Here is a 21,817-nt window from a genome sequence, read left to right on the forward strand (position 1 = left end):
CCGCATGCGCGGCTTGCCGGGTCCGGAAGAATTACGCAACAATGGCGTTGTGAAAAACGTCGGCGAGGCACCCCACGAGGAGCTGGCGACCGGGGAGCGGTCCACCCGCAACCGTGTCGCGCGGTCCATCCTGGACCACGGCCCCTCGACCGTCGCCGAGCTCGCCGACCGGCTGCGCCTCACCCAGGCGGCCGTGCGCCGGCACCTCGACGCCCTCACGGGCGACGGTGTCGTGGAAGCGCGCGAGCAGCGGGTGTACGGCGCGCGGACCCGCGGCCGGCCCGCCAAGGTGTTCGCCCTGACGGACTGCGGCCGGGACGCCTTCGACCAGTCGTACGACACGCTCGCCGCGGACGCCCTGCGCTGGATCGCCGACCGCGAGGGCGGCAACGAGGCGATCGCCGCCTTCGCCCGCGCCAGGATCGCCGCGCAGGCGGGTGCCTACCGCCGCGCCGTCGAGGGTGTGCCGCCCGAGAAGCGGGCCGAAGCGCTGGCCAAGGCCCTGAGTGCCGACGGGTACGCTGCTACGGCGCGCAGCGCGCCCCACCCGCAGCAGGGTGAGCAGCTCTGCCAGCACCACTGCCCGGTCGCGCACGTCGCCGAGCAGTTTCCGCAACTGTGCGAGGCGGAGACGGAATTTTTCGCCGAGCTGCTCGGTACGCATGTACAGCGGCTCGCCACCATCGCGCACGGCGACGGCGTCTGCACGACGTACATCCCCAAGATTTCCCACAACGCATCTGCAAGCACGGCCGGGAGGAACCCCGCATGACTCTCCCCACGGAGACTGCCCACCCCGAGCTGGAGGGCCTGGGCAAGTACGAGTACGGCTGGGCCGACTCCGACACGGCCGGCGCCTCTGCCAAGCGCGGCATCAACGAGGACGTCGTCCGGGACATCTCCTCCAAGAAGAGTGAGCCGGAGTGGATGACCAAGCTCCGCCTCAAGGGCCTGCGCCTGTTCGAGAAGAAGCCCATGCCGAACTGGGGCTCGGACCTCTCCGGCATCGACTTCGACAACATCAAGTACTTCGTGCGCTCCACGGAGAAGCAGGCGGAGTCCTGGGAGGATTTGCCCGAGGACATCAAGGCCACGTACGACAAGCTCGGCATCCCCGAGGCGGAGAAGCAGCGCCTCGTCGCCGGTGTCGCCGCGCAGTACGAGTCCGAGGTCGTCTACCACCAGATCCGCGAGGACCTGGAGGAGCAGGGCGTCATCTTCCTCGACACCGACACCGCGCTGAAGGAGCACCCGGAGCTCTTCAAGGAGTACTTCGGGACCGTCATCCCCGTCGGTGACAACAAGTTCGCGTCGCTGAACTCCGCCGTGTGGTCGGGCGGCTCGTTCATCTACGTGCCGCCGGGCGTCCACGTGGAGATCCCGCTCCAGGCCTACTTCCGCATCAACACGGAGAACATGGGCCAGTTCGAGCGGACCCTGATCATCGTCGACGAGGGTGCCTACGTGCACTACGTCGAGGGCTGCACCGCCCCGATCTACAAGTCGGACTCGCTGCACTCCGCGGTCGTCGAGATCATCGTCAAGAAGAACGCCCGCTGCCGCTACACGACCATCCAGAACTGGTCGAACAACGTCTACAACCTGGTCACCAAGCGTGCCGTCGCCTACGAGGGCGCGACCATGGAGTGGGTCGACGGCAACATCGGCTCCAAGGTGACGATGAAGTACCCGGCCGTCTACCTGATGGGCGAGCACGCCAAGGGCGAGACCCTGTCCATCGCCTTCGCGGGCGAGGGCCAGCACCAGGACGCCGGCGCCAAGATGGTCCACATGGCCCCGAACACCTCCTCCAACATCGTCTCCAAGTCGGTGGCGCGAGGCGGCGGCCGCACCTCCTACCGCGGTCTCATCGAGATCGGCGAGGGTGCCCCGGGCTCCAAGTCGAACGTCCTGTGCGACGCGCTGCTGGTGGACACCATCTCCCGCTCGGACACCTACCCCTACGTGGACGTCCGCGAGGACGACGTGTCCATGGGCCACGAGGCGACCGTCTCCAAGGTCTCCGAGGACCAGCTCTTCTACCTCATGAGCCGCGGCCTGAGCGAGGACGAGGCCATGGCGATGATCGTGCGCGGCTTCGTCGAGCCCATCGCCAAGGAGCTCCCCATGGAGTACGCGCTGGAGCTCAACCGGCTGATCGAGCTGCAGATGGAGGGCGCGGTCGGCTGACGCCCCGACCGCCGTCCCATCAAGCCCCTCCCGTAAGAAAGCGAGCACTACGACAGCCATGGCTGAGGCCCAGAACATCCCGGTGGGCTCCACCACCGCCGGCTCGATCGCGGTCGCCGCGGAGTCGACCGTCGCCACCCGCATGAGCGCGCCCCCCTCCTTCGACGTGGCGGACTTCCCCGTCCCGCACGGCCGTGAGGAGGAGTGGCGGTTCACCCCGCTGGAGCGCCTGCGCGGCCTGCACGACGGCACCGCCGTCGCCAACGGAAACGGCGTGAAGGTCGACGTCCAGGCCCCCGAGGGCGTCACCGTCGAGGCCGTCGGCCGCGACGACGCCCGGCTCGGCAAGGCCGGCACCCCGGTGGACCGCGTCGCCGCCCAGGCCTACTCGGCGTTCGAGAAGGCCTCGGTCGTGACCGTCCCCAAGGAGACCGTCCTCACCGAGCCCATCCGCATCGCGGTGCACGGCGAGGGTGGCACCGCCTTCGGCCACCAGGTGATCGAGCTGGGCGCCTTCGCCGAGGCCGTCGTGGTCATCGACCACACCGGTGACGCGGTGCTCGCCGCCAACGTCGACTACCTCCTGGGCGACGGCGCCAAGCTCACCGTCGTCTCCGTCCAGGACTGGGACGAGAAGGCCGTCCACGTCGCCCAGCACAACGCGCTCATCGGCCGCGACGCCTCCTTCAAGTCGGTCGTCGTCACCTTCGGCGGCGACGTCGTCCGCCTGCACCCGCGCGTGCAGTACGCCGGCCCCGGCGGCGAGGCCGAGCTGTTCGGCCTGTACTTCACCGACCAGGGCCAGCACCAGGAGCACCGCCTCCTGGTCGACCACAACGTCCCGCACTGCAAGTCCAACGTCGTCTACAAGGGCGCGCTCCAGGGCGAGAACGCGCACGCGGTGTGGATCGGTGACGTGCTCATCGAGGCCAAGGCCGAGGGCACGGATACGTACGAGATGAACCGCAACCTGGTCCTCACGGACGGGGCGCGCGTGGACTCCGTACCGAACCTCGAGATCGAGACCGGCGAGATCGTCGGCGCCGGCCACGCCTCGGCGACCGGCCGCTTCGACGACGAGCAGCTCTTCTACCTCATGGCCCGCGGCATCCCGGAGCACGAGGCCCGGCGCCTCGTGGTCCGCGGCTTCTTCGCCGAGCTGGTCCAGCAGATCGGCCTCCCCGACATCGAGGAGCGCCTGATCGCCAAGATCGAGGAGGAGCTGGAGGCGGCGGTCGCATGACCTTCGTACGCGCCTGCGGACTGGGCGAGCTGGAGGAGGACACCCCGAAACGGGTGGAACTCGACGGCACGCCCCTGTCCATCGTGCAGACCGAGGGCGAGGTGTTCGCGATCCACGACATCTGCTCGCACGCGAACGTCTCCCTGGCCGAGGGCGAGGTCGACGACTGCCACATCGAGTGCTGGCTGCACGGCTCGCGTTTCGACCTCCGTTCCGGCAAGCCCGACGCCCTACCGGCGACGCGCCCCGTCCCCGTATACCCCGTAAAGATCGAAGGGGACGACGTGCTCGTCTCCCTCACCCAGGAGTCCTGAGGCACCCATGGCAACGCTTGAAATCCGAGACCTGCACGTCACCGTCGAGGCCGACAACGCCACGAAGGAGATCCTCAAGGGCGTCGACCTCACCGTGAAGCAGGGCGAGACGCACGCCATCATGGGCCCCAACGGCTCCGGCAAGTCGACCCTCGCCTACTCCCTCGCGGGTCACCCGAAGTACACGATCACCGGCGGCACCGTCACCCTCGACGGCGAGGACGTCCTGGAGATGTCCGTCGACGAGCGCGCCCGCGCCGGCCTGTTCCTCGCGATGCAGTACCCGGTCGAGGTGCCGGGTGTCTCCGTGTCGAACTTCCTGCGCACGTCCGCCACCGCCATCCGCGGCGAGGCCCCCAAGCTGCGCACCTGGGTGAAGGAGGTCAAGGAGGCCATGGAGCGCCTCAACATGGACCCGTCCTTCGCCGAGCGCAACGTCAACGAGGGCTTCTCCGGCGGTGAGAAGAAGCGCCACGAGATCCTCCAGCTGGAGCTCCTCAAGCCGAAGATGGCGATCCTCGACGAGACCGACTCCGGCCTCGACGTCGACGCCCTGCGCGTCGTGTCCGAGGGCGTGAACCGCGTCCGCGAGACGGGCGAGGTCGGCACCCTGCTGATCACGCACTACACGCGCATCCTGCGCTACATCAAGCCCGACCACGTGCACGTCTTCTCCGGCGGCCGGATCGTCGAGTCCGGCGGCGCCGAGCTCGCCGACAAGCTGGAGAACGAGGGGTACGAGGCATACACGAAGGGTGGCGCATCCGCGTGACACAGCTGCCGGGCCTCCTCGACACCGAGGCGATCCGCAAGGACTTCCCCATCCTGGACCGTCAGGTCCACGACGGCCGGAAGCTCGTGTACCTGGACAACGCGGCGACGAGCCAGAAGCCGCGCCAGGTGCTGGACGCCCTGAGCGAGTACTACGAGCGCTACAACGCCAACGTCCACCGCGGTGTGCATGTGCTCGCCGAGGAGGCCACGGCGCTGTACGAAGGCGCGCGCGACAAGGTCGCGGAGTTCGTCAACGCGCCGAGCCGCGACGAGGTGATCTTCACCAAGAACGCCTCCGAGTCCCTCAACCTCGTGGCGAACATGCTGGGCTGGGCCGACGAGCCCTACCGCGTGGACTCCGAGACCGAGATCGTCATCACGGAGATGGAGCACCACTCCAACATCGTGCCGTGGCAGCTGCTCGCGCAGCGCACGGGCGCGAAGCTGAAGTGGTTCGGCCTGACCGACGACGGCCGCCTGGACCTGTCGAACATCGACGAGGTCATCACCGAGAAGACGAAGATCGTCTCCTTCGTGCTGGTCTCCAACATCCTCGGCACCCAGAACCCCGTCGAGGCGATCGTGCGCCGCGCCCAGGAGGTCGGTGCCCTGGTCTGCGTCGACGCCTCCCAGGCAGCCCCGCACATGCCGCTGGACGTACAGGCCCTGCAGGCCGACTTCGTCGCCTTCACCGGCCACAAGATGTGCGGCCCGACCGGCATCGGCGTCCTCTGGGGCCGCCAGGAGCTGCTGGAGGACCTGCCTCCGTTCCTCGGCGGCGGCGAGATGATCGAGACGGTGTCGATGCACTCCTCGACCTACGCCCCGGCGCCCCACAAGTTCGAGGCGGGCACGCCCCCGATCGCCCAGGCGGTCGGCCTCGGCGCGGCGATCGACTACCTCAACTCGATCGGCATGGACAAGATCCTCGCCCACGAGCACGCCCTCACCGAGTACGCCGTGAAGCGGCTGCTCGAGGTGCCCGACCTGCGCATCATCGGCCCGACCACGGCCGAGGAACGCGGCGCGGCGATCTCCTTCACCCTCGGGGACATCCACCCGCACGACGTGGGTCAGGTGCTCGACGAGCAGGGCATAGCGGTGAGGGTCGGCCACCACTGCGCGCGGCCGGTGTGCCTGCGCTACGGAATTCCTGCGACCACGCGAGCGTCGTTCTATCTGTACTCCACGCCGGCCGAGATCGACGCACTGGTCGACGGCCTGGAGCACGTACGGAACTTCTTCGGCTGAGGGGTTGGCGAGCGCTCGCATGAAACTGGACTCCATGTACCAGGAAGTCATCCTGGACCACTACAAGAACCCGCACGGGCGGGGCTTGCGGGATGGCGACGCCGAGGTGCACCACGTCAACCCGACGTGCGGTGACGAGATCACGCTGCGCGTGAAGTACGACGGCACCACGATCGAGGACGTCTCGTACGAAGGCCAGGGCTGTTCGATCAGCCAGGCGAGTGCGTCCGTACTGAACGACCTCCTCGTCGGCAAGGACCTCTCCGACGCGCGGAAGATCCAGGAGACCTTCCTGGAGCTGATGCAGTCCAAGGGGAAGCTCGAACCCGACGACGCGATGGAGGACATCCTGGAGGACGCGGTCGCGTTCGCCGGGGTGTCCAAGTACCCGGCCCGGGTGAAGTGCGCCCTGCTGAGCTGGATGGCCTGGAAGGACGCGACGGCCCAGGTGCTGGGCGGAGCCGACGCCGAGAAGGAGACGACGGCATGAGCGAGACCGTTGAGATGAAGCCGGCCTCGGAGGAAGAGGTCCGTGAGGCGCTGTACGACGTCGTCGACCCCGAACTGGGCATCGATGTCGTCAACCTCGGCCTGATCTACGGCATCCACATCGACGACGCGAACATCGCGACGCTCGACATGACCCTGACGTCGGCGGCCTGTCCGCTGACGGACGTCATCGAGGACCAGGCGAAGTCCGCCACGGACGGCCTCGTGAGCGAGCTGCGCATCAACTGGGTCTGGATGCCCCCGTGGGGCCCCGACAAGATCACGGACGACGGGCGCGAGCAGCTTCGGGCTCTCGGCTTCAACGTCTGAGGTCCATCGACGCGACGGAGGGCGGCACCCTGTTCGGGTGCCGCCCTCCGTCGCGTTCTCAGTCCAGTCCGGACACGACCTGGAACGACGCGTCCGAATAGAACTGGTGACTGTTCTCGAAGGGGTCCAGGCGGAGCTGGAAGTTGCGGTGGCGCAGGAAGCGGCCCGGGTAGTTGACCGACTCCAGCGAGAGCGTTCCCGAGCGGGACCAGACGCGGGGGCAGAACGTGGCGTCCTGGCGGAAGAGGGACGAGCCGTCGTTGCTGTTCGCGACCAGGACGAAGCTGCGGTGGCGCAGGTAGCGGCCGTCCGCGGTGGTGAAGGAGTAGCAAGAGGAGTCGGAGAGGCCGGCGACCCGCTGGAAGGTGGCGTCCTCGCGCTGCCCGGAGCCTGACCCGATCTGGTCCAGCCGCACATAGCCGTCGCTGACCCGCCAGTAACGGTCGCGGAAGTTGACCGAGCGTATGGATATGCCGGTGGAGGCCGGGGGCTTCGGGTGCTTCGAAGGGGTGGGCGACGCCTTCGGCGGCTTCGGGGCCTTCTTCTCGGGCTTCGGGCTCGGGGTGGCCGTGGGAGCGCTGGTGGTGGGGGTGGGAGAGGGGGACGGCTGACGGCGGTCCGCGCCGGGCTCGGGTGTGCCGGACCCGGAGGGGGTCGCGAAGGAGATCAGGCCGCCCGGAGCCGAGCTGCTGAGCGTGGTCGGCTCCGCCGCGCGGGATTCGGCCTCCTCGGCCTCGCTGTTCAGCACGGTGATGGCCGTGGCGCACGCCGTGATCGTCGCGAGGGCCAGGGCACCCGCCAGCCAGAGCCGTCGCGTCCCCGGTGCCCGGGTGGTGTCCGGGGCCCAGCCGCTCTCCCAGGGGCGGTCCTGTGGCGGCCGGGACTTGTCTTCTGCCATGCGCTGTTCCTCCGGCGGGGCACCCTTGACGGCGGCGCAGTTGTGGTGGCCCTGTGTGTGATCGGTGACACCGTAGTGGACGCCTGGGGCGCCTGTGACTCGTTTCGTGAGAGCGGTTTCCCTCTGTTGCGAGAGTGGATTCTCCCCGTGATCAAAGCTCCGTTGTGTACGGGTGTACAGATGGTTGTGTACGCTCGTACATATGGGATATCTGCTGCTGGCCGGGGCCATAGCCGCCGAAGTCGGTGCGACCACCGCCATGAAGTACAGCGACGGCTTCAGCAGGCTCGGGCCCTCGCTGCTCACGGTCGCCGGATACGTGGTCTCCTTCGCGTTGCTCGCGCAGACCCTCAAGACCGTCTCGGTCGGCACGGCCTACGCGATCTGGGCGGGGGTCGGCACCGCCGCCATCGCCACGATCGGGTTCGCGTTCCTGGGAGAGGGGATGACCGTCGCCAAGGCCGCCGGGATCGCGCTGATCATCGCCGGGGTCGTGGTGCTGAACCTGGGCGGGGCCCACTGATGGCCCGGCGCCACGACCCCGAGCGGCGGCAGCGGATCATCGACGCGGCGATCCGGGTCGTCGGGGCGAAGGGGATCGCCGGGCTGAGCCACCGCAGTGCGGCCGCCGAGGCCGATGTGCCGCTCGGCTCGACGACGTACCACTTCACGACCCTCGACGAGCTGCTGGTCGCCGCGTTGCGGCAGGCCAACGAGGGCTTCGCCAAGGTGATCGCCTCGCGCGGCGGCCTGGAGGACCCCCGCACCGATCTGGCCGCCGAGCTCGCCGCCTGGATGGGGGAGTGGCTCGCGGGCGACCGGACCGGCGTGGAGCTGGAGTACGAGCTGTACCTGGCCGCCCTGCGCCGGCCCGCCCTGCGGCCCGTCGCCGCCGAGTGGGCGGCGGGCGTAGCCGAGGTGCTGTCCCGCCGCACCGACCCGGCGACGGCCCGGGCCCTGGTGGCGGTCGTCGACGGCATCTGTCTCCAGGTCCTGCTGACGGGGGTGCCCTACGACGAGGAGTACGCCCAGGAGGTGCTGGCGCGGGTGCTGGCCGGAGCCCGGGGGCGAGGCGGCGGGTAGGGGCGGGCGGGTCGCCCGTGGGGAGGTCGCGTCGGAGGACGGGTGCTTGCGCGGGTGCTGCCGGGCCCGGGGTAGGGGTCGGCGGGAGGGGTGGCGGAGGTCGTCCGTGGGGAGGTCGCGTCGTGGACGGGTGCTTGCGGGGGTGCTGCCGGGCCCGGGGTAGGGGTCGGCGGGAGGGGTGGCGGAGGTCGTCCGTGGGGAGGTCGCGTCGTGGTGCTTGCTCGGGCGCTGCCGAGCCCCGGGTGAGGCCGGCGGGGAGGGCGTCCACGGGGGCCGTCGGTGCTGCTGAGGGACGTCTTCGCCGCGCGGATACCGCCCGTCCCGTGAGACGCCCTCGCACCGGTTCGCATCGATCGGCGTCCGCCGGTTAGGTTGCCCTCATGACCGACACGACTGCTCCTCGCACCACCGGCGCCGTGGCCGCCGGCCTCGCCACGATCGCCGCCGACGGCACCGTTCTCGACACCTGGTTCCCCGCCCCCGAGCTGGCCGACCAGCCCGGCCCGTCCGGCACCGAGCGGCTGTCCGCCGACCGCGCCGCGGAGCTGCTCGGCGGCGGCGCGACCGCGGCGATCGGCCCGGACGCCCGCCGGGGCGTCGAGGTGGTCGCGGTCCGCACGGTCATCGCCTCGCTCGACGAGAAGCCGATCGACGCGCACGACGCCTACCTGCGCCTGCACCTGCTCTCCCACCGTCTGGTCAAGCCGCACGGCCAGAGCCTGGACGGCATCTTCGGCTTCCTCGCCAACGTCGCGTGGACCTCGCTCGGCCCGGTCGCCGTCGACGAACTCGAGAAGGTCCGGCTGAACGCCCGCGCCGAGGGCCTGCACCTGCAGGTGACCTCCGTCGACAAGTTCCCGCGTATGACGGACTACGTGGCCCCCAAGGGCGTCCGGATCGCCGACGCCGACCGGGTCCGCCTCGGCGCGCACCTCGCCGAGGGCACCACGGTCATGCACGAGGGCTTCGTCAACTTCAACGCCGGCACGCTCGGCACGTCGATGGTCGAAGGCCGCATTTCCGCCGGTGTCGTGATCGGCGACGGCTCGGACATCGGCGGCGGCGCCTCCACCATGGGCACCCTCTCCGGCGGCGGCAACGTCATCATCTCCATCGGCGAGCGTTGCCTGATCGGCGCCGAGGCGGGCGTGGGCATCGCCCTCGGCGACGAGTGCGTGGTCGAGGCCGGCCTCTACGTCACCGCCGGCACCCGCATCACCATGCCCGACGGCCAGATCGTCAAGGCCCGCGAGCTGTCCGGCGCCTCCAACATCCTCTTCCGCCGCAACTCGGTCACCGGCACGGTCGAGGCCCGGCCGAACAACGCGGTGTGGGGCGGTCTGAACGAGATCCTGCACAGCCACAACTGATCACGAGCGGCCGTGACCTGCGGCCGTCTCATCGATCAACGTCCTGACCTGCTGTTGAGCTGTCGGTAGCTGTCGACGTTCGTCATCACTGAGCGCCCTTCCACGGCCCGAGGACGGCCGGGGAGGGCGCTCGTATGTTGGCGGGAGAGACGACCTTCCAAAGATGCCTGCGGCGTATGCAAAGAGGCTGATACCGTTAAATCGCAGCTCGAAAGCAGCTGTATCTAGGTCAAACGGGATGCAGGTAACAATGGGGCAGCAGTCTGGGAAGTCTGAGATTCGTGAAAGTGTCATCCGATCGCTTACGGATAAAGTCTCAAGAAGGAACTACGATAAATATCTGCCGCGAATCACGCTGCGACGTGTTCGGGGTATATTCGACGCGGTGGTTTCCTTTGATTTTCCGGTAACGGCAATTGTGGGACCAAACGGTGGTGGCAAAACTACAGTCCTCGGTGCAGCTGCATGCGCGTATCGCAACGTGAAGCCACGCCGCTTCTTCGCGAAAAGCGGTAAGTATGATTCTATGGCTAACTGGATGATCGAATATGAGATCATCGACAAAAAGATCCGCCCGGTCGGCGAGGTGCAGAGGACGGCATCCTTTCGGTCGGAGAGGTGGAAGCGCGACGAATTCTTTGATCGCGAATGCCTGATCTTTGGTGTCAGTAGGACAGTCCCGGCGAACGAGCGATCCGAGCTGCGGCGCTGCATCGCGAATAATTTCCAGGTTGACTCCGATCAGGTTTCTCCGCTCTCCGCGGATGTAGCTGAAGCCGTGCGAAAGGTTCTCGGCAAGGATGTTCGAAAATTCAACGAGATGACGGTTGACGCCCGCGGTCGCATTTCACTTCTGGCTGGGTCGACCGAAGGTGGTGAAACTTTCTCAGAATTCCACTTCGGTGCTGGGGAGTCGAGTGTTATTCGAATGATTTCTGAGATCGAAGCTGCTCCAAATGGCTGCCTGATCCTCGTTGAAGAAATCGAGAACGGTCTTCACCCTCTCGCAACGAAGCGTATGGTCGAGTATCTGATTGACGTGGCGGAGAGAAAGCGCGCTCAGGCGATCTTTACGACACACTCCGACTATGCGCTGGAGCCACTCCCAGATATTGCGATCTGGGCCGCCCTGGACGGTTACGTGGAGCAGGGCAAGCTGAGAATTTCTTCGCTGCGTGCCATTACTGGGCATGTCGAATCAAGTCTCATCGTTTTCGTGGAAGACGAATTCGCTAAGGACTGGGTTGAGACCTGCCTCCGATATTACGGAAATGTCGAGCTTGAAGCCGTGACGGTTGAGCCGCTATCTGGCTCTGGTACGGCAACTAAAATTCACAATAATCGGAAAGCGGATCCAACGATCGATACGGCGAGCGTTTGCTATATCGATGGAGACGCAGAGCAGTCGGCGGATGAACAATCCATGATCTTCAAGTTGCCGGGAACGACCCCGGAACTTTACGTGTTCAATCGCGTATATGATCGCCTGGAGGAACTGGCGGCGAAAATCGCCAACGCCATTCATCTTCCCGTGGAGCGTCAATCCGACGTGGTTCGCGCAGTGAAAGAAGTGGCCAACACGAATCGGGATGCGCATCTTTTGTTTGCGCAGATCGGTGCCAAGCTGGGTCTTATTGCTGAGACGATCGTTCGAAGCGCTTTCATTTCCCTCTGGGCTCAGGAATATCCTGAGGAAGTAAAGGAGATCATTGATCCCTTTGCGGCACTACTTCCGATGTCGGGGCCGCAGCGCCTCCTGACGGAGGCTTAGAGTATCTTTTGCGATCACAGGAGGTCGGGTGTAGCGGCTTTGAGCTGGAGCTGATTTGGCGCGAGTGATCATGGCCCATTATGCTAGCCAGCGGATCGGGCAGGTTTGTGAGCCTGCCCGTTAGTGCCCGATCTTGGGCCATGATCTTCGAGGTTCGCGCCAAATTGGCTGCCTAAAGTCGTGGAGCCGACCGGCCTTAGCCACGGAGGGTTTTCCTACCTTCGCGCGCATGCACGCTCCTTCGCGCTGGCGGCCCACATCACCAAGCACCAGCCGGTGGAGGTCACCCTGCCGTGGAAGAGCCCGGACGGTCCGCCCGTCACGGCCTCGCCGCTGTTCGTCAATGCCCGGCGCCAATGGCTGCACCGGTTCCGCGCGTCTTCCGGGACCAAGAGAGCGCCGATGACGGCCCCGAAACGGCCCTTGAGGCGGGTTGATCGTCTGACCTGCCATGATTCAGAACAGCCACAACTGACGGCCCCAGTACGATCCCGTACGGATGACCCTGCGTGACCTCGCGGTGGTTTCGGCAGATGAACGGGTGGACGCAGTGTCCGATCAGACGCCGAAACGACGAAACGAGGACCGGGGCATGAGGAACGAGCGGGGGCGGGCCGTGGTGCGCGGGCTGACCGGGGTGGTCGCGGTGCTGGCGGTGTGCTGGCTGCCGGCGGGGGCCGCGCACGCCGACGAGACCAACAACGGCTCGCACAACGGCCACCGGGTCGGTCTGATCAACGTCAACACCGGTCAGATCGACGACCCGGCGGAGGACGTGCTGGAGCACACGCTGCTGTTCGGTGACGGGTACGCCTGGAACTGACCGGGCAGAGCAGACGGGACGGCCCGTACCGCAGGTGACACCGCGGTACGGGCCGTCCCGTTTTCGTGCCCCGCGGGTGGCATAGCGGGGCACGCCCGCACGCGTCACAGGGAGTACGGGGGGCGGACACCGGGTCCGCCCCGGGGGAGAGCGAAGGTGACGATGGATGCCGAAGCGCAGGAGAGTTTCCGGGAATTCGTGGCGAACCGGTCGTCCGCGCTGCTGAAGACCGCCGTCCTGCTGAGCGGCGGCGACCGGCACGCGGGCGAGGACCTGCTCCAGAACGCGCTGATCAAGGCGGCTGGCCGCTGGCACCGCATCGACGAACCCGAGGCCTACGTACGGCAGGTCCTCTACCGGCAGCAGGTCAGCCGCTGGCGGCTGAAGTGGCCGAGGCGCGAACTGACCGTCGCCGAACCCCCGGAGACCGGCACCGCCCCGGACGCCTCCGGCGCCGCCGAACTGCGCCTGGTGATGCGCGGGGCGCTCGCCCGGCTGACCGCGCGGCAGCGCACCGTGCTCGTGCTCCGCTACTTCGAGGACCTGCCCGAGAGCGAGGTGGCCCGCATCCTGGGCTGCTCCGTCGGCACCGTACGGTCCGCCACCCACCGTTCCCTCGCCCGGCTGCGTGCCCTCGCACCCGAGCTGGCCGCGCTCGGGCCGGCCGCCGCCGAACAGCGGCCCGCCCCTGACTACTCGCCCGTGGAGGTGCGTCAGTGAATGTCGACGAACTCGTGCGTGACGCACTGCGTGACCAGGCCGACGGGCAGCCGCCCGCCGCCCCCGGCTTCGCCGACCGGGTGCTCGGCGTCCGCCGGCGCCGCCGCGGCCGCCGGCTCGCGACCGCGGCGGCCGCGGCCGCCGCGGTGGTGGCCGTCGCCGTGGCCGTACCGGTGCTGGACTCCGGCAAGCGGGACGTACGCCCCTCGGGCGGGGTGACGCAGACCGGCATCACCGCCCACCCGGACCAGTCGCCGCCGCGTGACCTGATCGCGGCCGGGCGGGTCGCGCTCGCCGCGTACTACACGACCAGGAACGTCGAGCAGTCCGCCGACCGGGCCGTCTCGGAGCGTACGTACTGGCTGCTGAACCCCGGCACGAAGAAGTACGCGAAGGACGACCGGTGGTCGTACGTCGCGGTCGCCCCCGGGCTGCGGACCGCCGCGGTTCTGGAGCGGAAGCTGCCCGTGCCGCGGATCGGGCTGCTCGATCTGGCGAGCGGGCAGATCAAGCGGTGGATCCCGGTGGACCGGCCGGTGGCGGGGGTGGAGTTCTCCGCCGACGGCAGGAAACTCGTCGCGACGGCGTACCGCGAGAATCCCGACCGCCGGGTGAAGACCGAGGGGTCGGAGGGCTGGGACGCCCCGTTCATGGAGTCGGACCGGACCGGTTTCCATGTCATCGACGTGGCCTCCGGGAGCAGCTCCTGGGCCGGGGTTGAGCTCGGCGGGGGCGCGCACAACCCCGATGAGTTCCTCAACTCCCGGCAGGATTTCGCGTTCACCCGCGACGGCCGTCTCGTCTGGTCCGGGATGCCCACGGAACCCGGCAAGAAGTTCTATGACTTCACCGGCAAGGAGGCTCCCGCGCCGGCCGGGGAACGGTACCGGGACTGGTTCGTCGAGGCGGGGGTGTCGCCCGACGGGCGGCTCGTGGCCGGTCAGTTCGCGGGGAGGAAGTGGAAGACGTCATCCTATGTCCTCGACGCCCGCACCGGCAGGCAGCGTGAGGTGCGCGGGCAGCAGTTGCTGGCCTGGGCGGACGGGAACTCGCTCGTCGCCTGGGACATCGGGCAGGACGGGAACGAGTACCACCAGCGGCTGGTCCTGGTGACCATCGGCGGCGGGAAGACCACCCCGCTCAGCGACTTCCGGTCGCCCAAGGACAACACCAAGGGGCGTTGGGAGCCGGTGTTCGCGGAGCGGTGATCATGCGCTGATGCTGATCAGGTCGTCGTGGAGTGAGAGCAGTGCGTCGGCCGTCCTGCGGTCGGCCGGCTGAAGGGGGCCGCGGACCGGACCTGCCGGGAGGGCCAGGGCGTTCAGGAGCGCCTTCGCCGTGACGGTGCCCGGCAGGCCAGCCCACATGATCGCCTCGATGAGGCCAGTGGCCAGCTGCTGGAGGCGGGCCGCCCGGGCCGTGTCACCCGCGTCGAACGCGTCCAGGACGGCCCGCAGATGGTTCGGGATCACGTTCGCGACCGTGCTGACGTATCCCGTGCCGCCCACGGCGTACAGCGCGAGGTTGTGTTCGTCGCAGCCCGCGTAGTACGCCAGGTCGGTGCGGGCCAGCACCTTCTGGGCGCCCAGGAAGTCCTGGGAGCAGTCCTTCACCGCGACGATCCGGGGGTGCTCGGCCAGGCGGAGGATGGTCTCCGGTTCGATGCGGGTGCCGGTGCGGACGGGGATGTCGTAGACCATGAGCGGGAGTGCGCAGGCGTCCGCGATCTCCCGGAAGTGGGCCTCGATCGCGTCCTGCGGGGGTCTGCTGTAGTACGGCGACACCACCAGCAGGCCGTCCGCGCCCGCCTTCTCGGCCTCCCGGGCCAGTTCGGTGGTGTGCCGGGTGTCGGGGGTGCCGATGCCCGTGATGACCTTCGCGCGGTCGCCGACCGCCTCGCGGACGGCTCGGACGAGGTCGGACTTCTCGGCGTCCGTGGTGGTGGGGGACTCGCCCGTCGTGCCCGAGAGGACCAGGCCGTCGCAGCCGTTCGCCACCAGGTGGGTGGCGAGGCGCTGGGCGCCGTCGAGGTCCAGGGCGCCGGACGGGGTGAAGGGGGTGATCATGGCGCAGAGCGTGCGGCCCAGGGGTGGCGGTGTGGTCATGAGGGTAGTCTCGGCTGGGCATTCGTGTAGCTCCACTTAATTTTACTACCAGATATTTCTAAGTATTGCTTCAAAATGGGGCCGGTGGTGAAGGTGTCGCCTGGCCGACGGGCCAGGAGTCGGCTGGGTAGCGGCGGGGTGGTCCGGGTACCCGGGTGTTCCTGACGTCGAGAGGAGGCACCGTGACCGGGACCATGGATCACCGGGCCGTGCACGACGAGCGCCGTTCCGTGGGTGAGCTCGTCGGGCAGGCCACGGAGCAGCTCTCCACGCTCATGCGGCAGGAAGTGGCGCTCGCCAAGGAGGAGCTCGCGGAGAAGGGGCGACGTGCGGGGCGCGGCGGCGGGCTGCTCGGGGCGGCGGGCGCGGTCGCGTACGCCGGGCTGCTCGTACTGTCCGGTGCGGGGGTCGCCGCGCTGTCGCTGGTGCTGCCCGTGTGGGCCGCGGCGCTGATCGTGACCGGGGTGTTGTTCGTGATCGCGGCCGTGCTGGCGGCGACGGGGCGGGCGCAGCTGCGGAAGGCCACGCCGCCCACGCCCGAGCAGGCGCTCGGCAGCGTCAGGGCGGACGTGGAGGAGATCAAGGAGAGGGCGCATCGATGACGGACGCGACGGGCGGGGCGAAGGGCCCCGATGAGCTGCGGCGGCAGATCGAGCGGACCCGTACCGAACTCGGCAACACGGTGGAGGAGTTGGCCGGGAAGGCGGATGTGAAGGGGCGTGCGCTGGCGCGCGCCGCTGATCTGCGGGACAAGGCCGGGGCGATGACGGTGCAGTTGCGCAGCAGTGCCGCGCAGGCGGGGCACACCGTGCACGATCGGGCGACGCATGCGGGGCCTCGTCCGGTGCGGACCGTCGTGCAGGCGGGGATGCGGCATCCGAAGCCGGTGCTGGTGGCCGGTGCGGCGGGGGCCGTGGTGGCGGTCGGGGTGTTGCGGTGGAGGCATACACACGGGCATCGCTGAGCGGCCTGCCCCGCCTGCCCGGTCCCGACCTGCCTCCGGCGGTCGGGACCGGGCTTTCGTCTGCGGTGGCCCGTGCGGTGCGGGTGGGCGGGAGGAAGGGCCCGCGGGTGTGTCGGCAGCGGCGTGTCAACTGTCGTGAGACAGGCGGGGATTGCCTCGCTCGTCGTCGCTTCGAGGTGCGTGATTCTCTCGCATGATGAGACCGGAGAGTGCGGCAAAAGTTTGCCGGCCACCCGAGTCAAGACCGGTCTGACCTGCTCGTTTACATGGTCTTAACGCCTTGTGAGGTCCTTGATGATCTCCGTCACCGGGGTGTGGACGGCTTACTGCTTGTAGTGTCCACCTACCCGGAGGCGATCTCCGGGTGCTTCAGTCACAACGGGGTGGCTGCGGTGTGCGACAGGTCCCGTTCCCCTCCGATGTCACTGGAGGACCTCATGCATACGCCTCCCATCCGCTCCTTCCGGCAGATCGAAGGCCTCCTCGACCCCTCCCGTCCGGTGGTGACGCTGTTCAGCGGCGGACTGGACATCTCCTACCTGCTGCTGAGGCTGCGTCAGCTCGGCCTGACGGACATTCACGCGGTCAGTGTCGACCTCGGCGAGGACGAGTCCAGTGCCTACAAACAGCAGATCGCCGACGCCCTCGACGTAACGCTGCACATTCTGGACCGCAAGCAGGAGTTCGCAGCGTCCTTCGTCGCTCCGGCGATCGCCGCGCAGGCCGTCTACCTGGGCATCCACCCGGTCAGCTCGACCCTGAGCCGCCCTCTGATCGCGCAGGCCGCCGTCGAACTCGCCGGTGATCTGGGCGCCCAGGCGGTCATCCACACCGCGAACCGATCGCAGAACACCCTGCGCCGCCTCAATGGCGCACTGCGCCTGCTCGACTACCCGGGTCTGTACGGCAGTCCGTACGACCTCGAACCCGTCGACCGCGACGCCAAGCACGCGGCCCTGCGAAGTGCCGGGGTCGACCTGCTCTCCGGACGGGCGGTCAGCGGGGACTCGAACCTGTGGTGCCGGGAGTTCGAGTCCGGCATCCTCGACGACCCCGAGAACCACGCCGTGCCCGAGGGCATGTACCGCTGGAGCGCACTGGACCCCCACGCGGCCCCCGGTACCGTCTCGGTGGGCTTCGAAGCAGGCCTCCCCGTCACCGTCGACGGCGAACGCCTGCCCCTGGTCGACCTGACAGCCGAACTGAACCGGCGCGTCGGGGCATACGGACTCGGTCGCTACTCCGGACTGGAGCACCTCGACCACGGCGAGAAGGTCCTGGAGATCCGCGAGATGCCGGCCGCGTGGCTGCTGCTGCGTTCCTACCGGCACGTCGAGTCGGCCTGCCTGGACGCCGAGCTCATCCGGGAGAAGCAGCACCTGGAGCAGGTCTGGGTGCGCGAGGCGCTGGAGGGCCGCTGGTTCGGTGAACTGCGCACCGCTGCCCAGCAGTTCATCGGCATCTGTGCCCGGCGGACGACCGGTCGGGTCACGTGGGAGCTCCGCGTCGGCGGTGCCGAGACACGTGCGATCACCGCCCCGCGACCGCGTTACCTGCGTGACCGCGAGCGGTGGGAGGAGCACTCCATCGCCCTGGAGGCCGCCGCACACGTCGCGCCCCAGCCCGCCCTGGCCTGACCCTCGGAAGGACACCCATGACCGGCAACATCACGCTCTCCCCCGAAGCGGAAGCCGCCATCACGGCACTGTCCGGCCCCGGCGGACACCTGCTCCCCGCAGCCGAACTCACCCGCCTGCTCGGTGCCGTCAAGGCCGACTGGACACGCTTGGCCCGCAACTGGGACGACCTCGCCCTCGACACTCACATGGCGGACGGCGGCACCTACCGCTACCGCCGCTACGGCCAGTACGACCTGGACCCCGGTACCGGCGAACTCACCCTGCTCCCGCACGAGCCGTACCGGCAGGAGAGCGAGGTCAATCCGCTCAACGGCGGGGTGGACCGGCTCTTCGAACCGTTGACCGCGGCGTTCACCGGGGACCCGCTCCTGCGCACCCTCCTGGTCGCCCTGGGCAGGGTCTTCAGCGCCGTCGACGGCACCCGGCACTGGAACATCAAGCTCCACCCGTACCGCATCACGGCCGGGGCCGAGGCCGGCCGGCCCGCCCCCGAGGGCCGCCACCGCGACGGCGTCACCTTCATCACCTCCCTGCTCATCGACCGGCACAACGTCACGGGCGGTGAGAGCTCCGTCCACTCCGACGACGGAACCCACCTGCTGACGACCACCCTCTCCGAGCCCGGCGACCTGCTGCTCGGAGACGACCGCCGCACCCTGCACTCGGTCACCCCGGTCCGCCCCGTCGATGCCACGGAACCCGCCCACCGCGACGTCCTGGTGATGGCCTACACCACCCGCTGACCCGCATCACCACCAGCCCCCGCCGCCCCTACCGGCGGCCGGGGCAGGTTCACCCCGGAGGGTTCCCATGCCTACCGCGCCCCCCGTCACCCGAACCGGCCCCCGCAGGGCCTGGCTGAGCGACGGCCCCGTCCTGCTCGTCGCCATCGTGTGGGGCTCCAGTTACCTGGCCACCAAGGACATCACCCACGCGGACTCCGTCATCCCGCTGCTCCTGCTGCGCTTCCTCATCGCCATCCCGCTCCTCGGCCTGGTGGCCCGGCGCGGGCTACGGCGGCTGACGGCACGTGAACTGCGCGGCGGCGGCATCCTCGGGCTGATCCTCACCGCCGTCTTCCTGCTGGAGACCTACGGCGTCGTCCACACCTCGGCCACCAACGCCGGGCTGATCATCAGCCTCACCATGATCTTCACCCCGCTGGCCGAGGCCGCCCTCACCCGCACCCCGCCCAGCCGTTCCTTCCTGGCCGCGGCGGCGCTGTCCGTGCTCGGTGTCGCCCTGCTCACCCAGGGCACCGGCTTCACCACGCCGTCCCTCGGCGACCTGCTCATCCTGCTGGCCGCCCTCGCCCGCACGGCCAACGTGCTGGTCACCCACCGCCTCCCGGCCGTGCGCGACACCGACGACGCCACGCTCACCTTCGTCCAGCTCGGCACCGCCGTCGTGGCCTTCGCGGTCCTGTCCCCGCTCGGTGGGACCCCGCCCTGGGAGCTGGCCGCGTCCTTCACCGGGGCCGAGTGGGCCAACCTGCTCTACCTGTCCCTCATGTGCACCCTGTTCGCCTTCTTCGTCCAGCTCTGGGCGGTGCGGCGAAGCTCCCCCTCGCGCGTCAGCCTCCTCCAGGGCACCGAGCCCCTCTGGGCCGCCGTCATCGGCGTCGCGCTCGGCGGTGACCGCCCGGGCGCCCTCGGGTACCTCGGGGCCGTCCTCGTGCTGGCCGGCACCACCTGGGGCCGCCGTGCCGCCGAGCCGCGTTCAGCGGCCGACACGCCCTCGCAACCGCAGGTTCAGGACATCCGTGAGGTCGCGCGAATGTAGCCCCGTGGACCGGGAGCGCAGTGGGGCCGGCCGGGCGTTTCGCCCGGCCGGCCCCTGTTCGCGTGGTGTCACGGGCGGAAACGCAGAACCTGCGGGTCGTGGTCGCTGATCTGGTCGTTGAACTCCGCGTTGACGTGCACGCTGTCGTACTCGAAGTCGCAGTCCCGGCGGATCGACGGACTGATCAGGATCTGGTCGAGGACCTGGCTGTTGCCCTGGTAGACGTACGAGTAACGCTCGCTGCGCGGCAGCGACTTGATCGCCGACCAGAGTTCGCCGCGGCCCTCCAGGAGCTTCGCGGTCTGGGAGAACTCGAAGTCGTTGATGTCGCCCAGCGCGATGACGTCCGCGTTCTTCTGCGTGTCGAGGATGTCCTTGACGAAGGCGTTCACCAGGGTCGCCTGCCGGTGGCGCTGCGTCTCGGAGCTGCGCGACGGCGGCTGGTACTGGGAGGTCAGACCCTGGTCGCCGCCCTTGGAGTTGAAGTGATTGGCGATCACGAAGACCGAGCGGCCCCGGAAGACGAACTCGCCGGCCAGCGGCTTGCGGCTGCTCTTCCAGGCCTCGTCGGCGGGGGCGATACGGCCCGGGCTGAGCGTCAGGTGCGCCTTGCCGCGGATCTTCGTCACGCCGGTGGCGGTCGTGGCGTCGCCGCCCGCGCGGTCCGCGAAGGAGACGCGCTCGGGGTTGAACAGGAACGCCTGGCGGATGTTGCCGCCCGGCTCACCGCCGTCGGCACCGTCGGCCGGGTCGATCGCGCGCCAGTCGTACTTCGGGCCGCCGGCCGCGACGATCGCGTCGATCAGCTTGGTCAGCGTCTGGTCGGCGGCGACCGTGCCGTCGTTCTTCGCGCCGTTGTTGTCCTGAATCTCCTCCAAGGACACGATGTCGGGCGACTTCAGGTTGCTCACGATCGCGGCGGCGTGGGCGGCGAAGGTGTCGTCGGCCGGGTCGAGGTTCTCGACGTTGTACGTGGCGACCGCGAGCTCGGAGGAGCGCTGCTTGCGGGTCGTCTCGCGTTCCAGGCCCGCGCTCTTCGGTGTGCCCAGCTCGCTCGCGACCAGCGTGTAGCCGCCGAACTGGTTGTAGTCCAGGGGGCCCGCGGTGGTGCCGGTCAGCGTGTCGCCCACGTTGGCCTTCGGGAAGTCCGCCGTCGCGCCGAGGGACTGGATCTGGAGGCGGCCGGTGTTCTGGTCGTCGTAGGAGCCGTAGACCGTCCCACCGTGGCGGTTGCGGTTCTCGTGAGGCTTCACCGTCACCCAGAGCTCGGTGTACGGGTCGGTGGCACCGACGACGCGGGTGTCGGCGACCCGGACGGACATGCCCTCCAGCGCCTCGTAGTAGTCGAGGGCGTACTTCGCCGGCTGGAGGGGGAGCGCGTTGACCGAACCGCCCGCGGCGGTGTCGCCGGCGGGCGCGTAGGCGCCGGGGACCGAGCGTGCGGTGATCGCCGTGGCGGCGGGCAGCGCGTTGCCGCTGGAGACGACCGTGGTCGTCGGCTTGGTGATCTCCGTGACCGACTGGTTGCCGGAGGTCGCTCCGCCGGGGACGTACTCCGTGACCGTGCCGCCGACCGTGACGGAGTCACCGACGGCGACCCCCTTCGGGACGGAGCTGGTGAAGACGAAGACGCCCTCGCTGGTCGCCGGGTCGGCGTCCGGGGCCGGGTCCTGGATCCAGAAGCCGCGCGACGAGCCGTAGGTCCGGATGCCGGTGACGATTCCGGCCACGTCCGTGACCTGCTTCCCGGCGTACGGGGACATCCGGGTGCTGCCCTGGATGTCGTGAATGCGGACCGACTCCGCGTACGCGGGGCTGGTGAGGACGATCGTGGATGCCGCGGAACACGCGGCGGCGACGGTGAGCGCGGCGAGACGCGCGGACGACTTGCTCGGCAACGGGATTCCCTCCGGGGACGTGACAGGGCGCCGGGACGAGGGCGGAGACGGGTGGAAAGGCTGGACTGCCGCTACCGGTGGGGCGGATGCGGTGACGCGCGTAGACCGCGGGCGGACGGGTGGGCCCGGTGGGGCCGGCCCGGTGAACAAGTGTCCGCCGACTTCTACGCGC

General features: G+C 68.8%; 23 protein-coding genes. 20 read left to right on the forward strand and 3 right to left on the reverse strand.

Features of this window, described 5'->3' with window-relative positions; translation table 11 throughout:
* Positions 1-49: 49 nt before the first annotated feature.
* The 8 genes from ABTX60_RS03215 to ABTX60_RS03250 are packed head-to-tail and all read left to right on the forward strand — an operon-like array spanning position 50 to position 6,591.
* Entirely contained in the window at positions 50-772 is a 723-nt protein-coding gene (locus ABTX60_RS03215) for a helix-turn-helix transcriptional regulator (RefSeq protein ID WP_352095360.1), read from the forward strand.
* The gene (sufB, locus tag ABTX60_RS03220) at positions 769-2,190 is read left to right on the forward strand and encodes a Fe-S cluster assembly protein SufB (protein WP_033310787.1); all 1,422 of its coding nucleotides are present in this window, start codon (positions 769-771) and stop codon (positions 2,188-2,190) included. The genes ABTX60_RS03215 and sufB overlap by 4 nt, the downstream gene beginning before the upstream one ends.
* Before the next feature lie 58 nt (positions 2,191-2,248).
* On the forward strand, positions 2,249-3,433 hold the full coding sequence (gene sufD / locus ABTX60_RS03225) for a Fe-S cluster assembly protein SufD (RefSeq protein ID WP_352095361.1): 1,185 nt from the start codon (positions 2,249-2,251) through the stop codon (positions 3,431-3,433).
* A complete protein-coding gene (locus tag ABTX60_RS03230; RefSeq protein ID WP_053670666.1) occupies positions 3,430-3,747 on the forward strand; it encodes a non-heme iron oxygenase ferredoxin subunit in 318 nt (105 codons plus the stop codon). Before sufD ends, ABTX60_RS03230 begins: the two co-directional genes overlap by 4 nt.
* Positions 3,748-3,754: 7 nt before the next feature.
* Complete coding sequence (gene sufC / locus ABTX60_RS03235; protein WP_033310792.1) at positions 3,755-4,519, forward strand: Fe-S cluster assembly ATPase SufC; 765 nt, start codon at positions 3,755-3,757, stop codon at positions 4,517-4,519.
* A complete protein-coding gene (locus ABTX60_RS03240; protein WP_352095362.1) occupies positions 4,516-5,772 on the forward strand; it encodes a cysteine desulfurase in 1,257 nt (418 codons plus the stop codon). Before sufC ends, ABTX60_RS03240 begins: the two co-directional genes overlap by 4 nt.
* Positions 5,773-5,791: 19 nt before the next feature.
* Complete coding sequence (gene sufU, locus ABTX60_RS03245; protein WP_033310795.1) at positions 5,792-6,262, forward strand: Fe-S cluster assembly sulfur transfer protein SufU; 471 nt, start codon at positions 5,792-5,794, stop codon at positions 6,260-6,262.
* Positions 6,259-6,591, forward strand: coding sequence for a metal-sulfur cluster assembly factor (locus ABTX60_RS03250; RefSeq protein ID WP_028809645.1), 333 nt, complete (start codon positions 6,259-6,261; stop codon positions 6,589-6,591). The genes sufU and ABTX60_RS03250 overlap by 4 nt, the downstream gene beginning before the upstream one ends.
* A gap of 58 nt (positions 6,592-6,649) precedes the next feature.
* Here ABTX60_RS03250 and ABTX60_RS03255 read toward each other — a convergent pair whose 3' ends face one another.
* Entirely contained in the window at positions 6,650-7,489 is an 840-nt protein-coding gene (locus ABTX60_RS03255) for an AbfB domain-containing protein (RefSeq protein WP_352095363.1), read from the reverse strand.
* 202 nt (positions 7,490-7,691) lie between these two features.
* On the opposite strand from ABTX60_RS03255, the gene ABTX60_RS03260 reads away from it, so the two are divergent.
* From ABTX60_RS03260 to ABTX60_RS03290, 7 genes are all read left to right on the forward strand, one after another.
* Positions 7,692-8,012: a DMT family transporter gene (locus tag ABTX60_RS03260; protein WP_352095364.1), complete on the forward strand. Its 321-nt coding sequence runs from the start codon at positions 7,692-7,694 to the stop codon at positions 8,010-8,012.
* Positions 8,012-8,572: a TetR/AcrR family transcriptional regulator gene (locus ABTX60_RS03265; protein ID WP_352095365.1), complete on the forward strand. Its 561-nt coding sequence runs from the start codon at positions 8,012-8,014 to the stop codon at positions 8,570-8,572. Before ABTX60_RS03260 ends, ABTX60_RS03265 begins: the two co-directional genes overlap by 1 nt.
* Positions 8,573-8,952: 380 nt before the next feature.
* Positions 8,953-9,942 carry a 2,3,4,5-tetrahydropyridine-2,6-dicarboxylate N-succinyltransferase gene (dapD, locus tag ABTX60_RS03270; protein ID WP_352095366.1) on the forward strand — a complete coding sequence of 330 codons (990 nt, stop codon included), beginning with the start codon at positions 8,953-8,955 and terminating at the stop codon, positions 9,940-9,942.
* Positions 9,943-10,192: 250 nt separating this feature from the next.
* Positions 10,193-11,713, forward strand: coding sequence for an ATP-dependent nuclease (locus ABTX60_RS03275; RefSeq protein ID WP_352095367.1), 1,521 nt, complete (start codon positions 10,193-10,195; stop codon positions 11,711-11,713).
* A gap of 592 nt (positions 11,714-12,305) precedes the next feature.
* Positions 12,306-12,536 carry a hypothetical protein gene (locus ABTX60_RS03280; RefSeq protein WP_352095368.1) on the forward strand — a complete coding sequence of 77 codons (231 nt, stop codon included), beginning with the start codon at positions 12,306-12,308 and terminating at the stop codon, positions 12,534-12,536.
* 162 nt (positions 12,537-12,698) lie between these two features.
* Positions 12,699-13,256, forward strand: a complete 558-nt coding sequence (locus ABTX60_RS03285) for a SigE family RNA polymerase sigma factor (protein WP_352095369.1) — start codon at positions 12,699-12,701, stop codon at positions 13,254-13,256.
* Positions 13,253-14,464: a WD40 repeat domain-containing protein gene (locus ABTX60_RS03290; RefSeq protein ID WP_352095370.1), complete on the forward strand. Its 1,212-nt coding sequence runs from the start codon at positions 13,253-13,255 to the stop codon at positions 14,462-14,464. The genes ABTX60_RS03285 and ABTX60_RS03290 overlap by 4 nt, the downstream gene beginning before the upstream one ends.
* On the opposite strand, the gene dapA is transcribed toward ABTX60_RS03290, so the two are convergent.
* A complete protein-coding gene (gene dapA, locus ABTX60_RS03295; RefSeq protein WP_352095371.1) occupies positions 14,465-15,361 on the reverse strand; it encodes a 4-hydroxy-tetrahydrodipicolinate synthase in 897 nt (298 codons plus the stop codon).
* 182 nt (positions 15,362-15,543) lie between these two features.
* Here dapA and ABTX60_RS03300 point away from each other — a divergent pair, with 182 nt between their 5' ends.
* The 5 genes from ABTX60_RS03300 to ABTX60_RS03320 all read left to right on the forward strand — a co-directional run bounded on the left by ABTX60_RS03300 (position 15,544) and on the right by ABTX60_RS03320 (position 19,747).
* Positions 15,544-15,963, forward strand: a complete 420-nt coding sequence (locus ABTX60_RS03300) for a phage holin family protein (protein WP_053670690.1) — start codon at positions 15,544-15,546, stop codon at positions 15,961-15,963.
* Positions 15,960-16,325: a DUF3618 domain-containing protein gene (locus ABTX60_RS03305; protein WP_352095372.1), complete on the forward strand. Its 366-nt coding sequence runs from the start codon at positions 15,960-15,962 to the stop codon at positions 16,323-16,325. Before ABTX60_RS03300 ends, ABTX60_RS03305 begins: the two co-directional genes overlap by 4 nt.
* A gap of 437 nt (positions 16,326-16,762) precedes the next feature.
* On the forward strand, positions 16,763-17,962 hold the full coding sequence (locus tag ABTX60_RS03310) for an argininosuccinate synthase-related protein (protein WP_352095373.1): 1,200 nt from the start codon (positions 16,763-16,765) through the stop codon (positions 17,960-17,962).
* 17 nt (positions 17,963-17,979) lie between these two features.
* Positions 17,980-18,708 carry a 2OG-Fe dioxygenase family protein gene (locus tag ABTX60_RS03315; protein WP_352095374.1) on the forward strand — a complete coding sequence of 243 codons (729 nt, stop codon included), beginning with the start codon at positions 17,980-17,982 and terminating at the stop codon, positions 18,706-18,708.
* A gap of 67 nt (positions 18,709-18,775) precedes the next feature.
* Positions 18,776-19,747: a DMT family transporter gene (locus ABTX60_RS03320; RefSeq protein ID WP_352095375.1), complete on the forward strand. Its 972-nt coding sequence runs from the start codon at positions 18,776-18,778 to the stop codon at positions 19,745-19,747.
* A 68-nt stretch (positions 19,748-19,815) separates the two neighbouring features.
* Here ABTX60_RS03320 and ABTX60_RS03325 read toward each other — a convergent pair whose 3' ends face one another.
* Entirely contained in the window at positions 19,816-21,645 is a 1,830-nt protein-coding gene (locus ABTX60_RS03325; protein WP_352095376.1) for a DUF8508 domain-containing protein, read from the reverse strand.
* Between the last annotated feature and the right edge of the window lie 172 nt (positions 21,646-21,817).

This window comes from Streptomyces sp. NPDC126510, from assembly GCF_040302345.1.
GTDB lineage: Bacteria > Actinomycetota > Actinomycetes > Streptomycetales > Streptomycetaceae > Streptomyces.

Coding starts and splice junctions, on each gene's coding strand:
- sufB (WP_033310787.1), top strand. CDS start 769: ATGACTCTCCCCACGGAGACTGCCCACCCCGAGCTGGAGGGCCTGGGC.
- sufD (WP_352095361.1), top strand. CDS start 2,249: ATGGCTGAGGCCCAGAACATCCCGGTGGGCTCCACCACCGCCGGCTCG.
- ABTX60_RS03230 (WP_053670666.1), top strand. CDS start 3,430: ATGACCTTCGTACGCGCCTGCGGACTGGGCGAGCTGGAGGAGGACACC.
- sufC (WP_033310792.1), top strand. CDS start 3,755: ATGGCAACGCTTGAAATCCGAGACCTGCACGTCACCGTCGAGGCCGAC.
- sufU (WP_033310795.1), top strand. CDS start 5,792: ATGAAACTGGACTCCATGTACCAGGAAGTCATCCTGGACCACTACAAG.
- ABTX60_RS03250 (WP_028809645.1), top strand. CDS start 6,259: ATGAGCGAGACCGTTGAGATGAAGCCGGCCTCGGAGGAAGAGGTCCGT.
- ABTX60_RS03255 (WP_352095363.1), bottom strand. CDS start 7,489: ATGGCAGAAGACAAGTCCCGGCCGCCACAGGACCGCCCCTGGGAGAGC.
- ABTX60_RS03260 (WP_352095364.1), top strand. CDS start 7,692: ATGGGATATCTGCTGCTGGCCGGGGCCATAGCCGCCGAAGTCGGTGCG.
- ABTX60_RS03265 (WP_352095365.1), top strand. CDS start 8,012: ATGGCCCGGCGCCACGACCCCGAGCGGCGGCAGCGGATCATCGACGCG.
- dapD (WP_352095366.1), top strand. CDS start 8,953: ATGACCGACACGACTGCTCCTCGCACCACCGGCGCCGTGGCCGCCGGC.
- ABTX60_RS03275 (WP_352095367.1), top strand. CDS start 10,193: ATGGGGCAGCAGTCTGGGAAGTCTGAGATTCGTGAAAGTGTCATCCGA.
- ABTX60_RS03280 (WP_352095368.1), top strand. CDS start 12,306: ATGAGGAACGAGCGGGGGCGGGCCGTGGTGCGCGGGCTGACCGGGGTG.
- ABTX60_RS03285 (WP_352095369.1), top strand. CDS start 12,699: ATGGATGCCGAAGCGCAGGAGAGTTTCCGGGAATTCGTGGCGAACCGG.
- dapA (WP_352095371.1), bottom strand. CDS start 15,361: ATGACCACACCGCCACCCCTGGGCCGCACGCTCTGCGCCATGATCACC.
- ABTX60_RS03305 (WP_352095372.1), top strand. CDS start 15,960: ATGACGGACGCGACGGGCGGGGCGAAGGGCCCCGATGAGCTGCGGCGG.
- ABTX60_RS03310 (WP_352095373.1), top strand. CDS start 16,763: ATGCATACGCCTCCCATCCGCTCCTTCCGGCAGATCGAAGGCCTCCTC.
- ABTX60_RS03315 (WP_352095374.1), top strand. CDS start 17,980: ATGACCGGCAACATCACGCTCTCCCCCGAAGCGGAAGCCGCCATCACG.
- ABTX60_RS03320 (WP_352095375.1), top strand. CDS start 18,776: ATGCCTACCGCGCCCCCCGTCACCCGAACCGGCCCCCGCAGGGCCTGG.